This is a genomic window from Kitasatospora sp. NPDC059817, assembly GCF_042731835.1.
Lineage (GTDB): Bacteria > Actinomycetota > Actinomycetes > Streptomycetales > Streptomycetaceae > Kitasatospora.
This window is the reverse complement of sequence record NZ_JBHWIR010000182.1, coordinates 5,855-7,590: the sequence shown is the minus strand read 5'-3', so window position 1 is coordinate 7,590 and position 1,736 is coordinate 5,855. Positions and strand designations below refer to the sequence as shown.

Here is a 1,736-nt window from a genome sequence, read left to right as displayed (position 1 = left end):
GGGCGGGAGCGCCCCCCCCCCCCCCCGGCCCCCCGCCCCGGGGGCGCGGGCCCCCGCCGGGGGGCCCGCCCCCCCCCCCGCCCGGGCGCCCGCGGCGGCGCCGGCGCCGACATCGCCCCCGGCTCCTGCGTCACCGGCGCCGTACCCGCCGGCGAACACTGGCACGGCTCCCCGGCCCGGCCCTCCACCGAGGCCCGCACCACCTGGCCCGCAGCCGCCGCCACCCCCCGCTCCCGCTTCTGGAACCTCGCCTACGGCGTCGGCCTGACCGTCTTCGGCCTCCTGCCGATCATCGCCGCCCTCCCCGCGCTCGCCATCGTCTTCACGATGGTCGACACCGACCGCACCCTCACCGCGGCCCTCCTCCAACTCCTGCCCGCCACCATCCCGCTGGCCGCCCTCACCCTGGTGTGCCACGCCACGCTGATAGCGATCATGGTCCGCCTCCTGTCCATCCCGCTGCGCCCCGGCTTCCACCCCGCCCACGGCCGCGTCGCCTACTGCGCCTGGGCCGTCACCCGACTCAGCGACACCGCCCGGCGCACCCTCTTCCCCTTCTACGCCAGCCTCTTCACCCCGGTGTGGCTGCGCCTGCTCGGCGCCAAGGTCGGCCGCCGCGTCGAAGCCTCCACCGTCCTGTCCCTGCCCGGCCTGATGCGCGTCGACGACGGCGCCTTCCTCGCCGACGACACCCTCGTCGCCCCCTACGAACTGCGCGGCGGCTGGCTGCACATCGGCCCCTCGCACGTCGGGCGCCGCTCCTTCGTCGGCAACTCCGGCATCGTCGGCCCCGGCCGCCGACTGCCCGACAACTCCCTCGTCGGCGTCCTGTCCGACACCCCCGTCAACGCCCCCGAAGGCTCCTCCTGGCTCGGCCGCCCCGCCTTCGCCCTGCCGCGCGTCGCGGCCGCCGGCGGCGACGCCCGCACCTACAACCCGCCCCGGCGCCTGATGTGGGCCCGCGCCGGCGTCGAACTGTGCCGCCTGCTGCCCATCGTCCTCGCCGCCCTCCTCGGCGACCTCGTCCTCGCCACCCTCCAGGAACTGCGCGACGACTACGGCCTCACGCGCGCCCTCGCCGCCGCCGGCCTCGTCCTCATCGGCGCCGCCCTCATCGCCTGCCTGGTCACCACCGCCGCCAAGTGGCTCCTCGTCGGACGCTTCCGCGTCGCCGAACACCCCCTGTGGTCCACCTTCGTGTGGCGCAACGAGCTCTACGACAGCTTCGTCGAGGAACTCGCCATGCCCTTCGGCGGCTCCACCATCACCGGCACGCCCTACCTCAACGCCTGGCTGCGCAGCCTCGGCGCCCACATCGGGCGCGGCGTGTGGTGCGAGACCCACTGGCTGCCCGAGAGCGACCTCGTCACCGTCGAGGCCGGCGCCAGCGTCAACCGCGGCACCGTCCTGCAGACCCACCTCTTCCACGACCGGGTCATGCGCCTGGGCCCCGTCCACCTCGGCCCCGGCTCCACCACCGGCCCGCACTCCATCGTCCTGCTCAACTCCTCCCTCGGCGCCGGCACCACCGTCGGCCCCGCCTCCCTGGTCATGCGCGGCGAGAACGTCCCCGGCACCACCCGCTGGCTCGGCAACCCCGTCGCCGCCTGGAACGCCGACCCCGCCCTCGCCCCCGTCGCCCGGCGGCGGGCCAAGCGCAAGGTCGGAGTGTGACGCAGATCACTTTGGCCGGGCGATGAGTTGACGATGCGGTCGCGGTCCTACCTGGGTAGACC

The 1,736-nt window shown here is 75.6% G+C and carries 1 protein-coding gene; it reads left to right on the top strand.

Annotated features, from left to right (window positions below):
- Positions 1 to 1,674: Pls/PosA family non-ribosomal peptide synthetase (locus tag ACFV61_RS28940; RefSeq protein WP_380494776.1), on the top strand; the 1,674-nt coding region annotated here is incomplete at its 5' end.
- Positions 1,675 to 1,736: the final 62 nt, after the last annotated feature.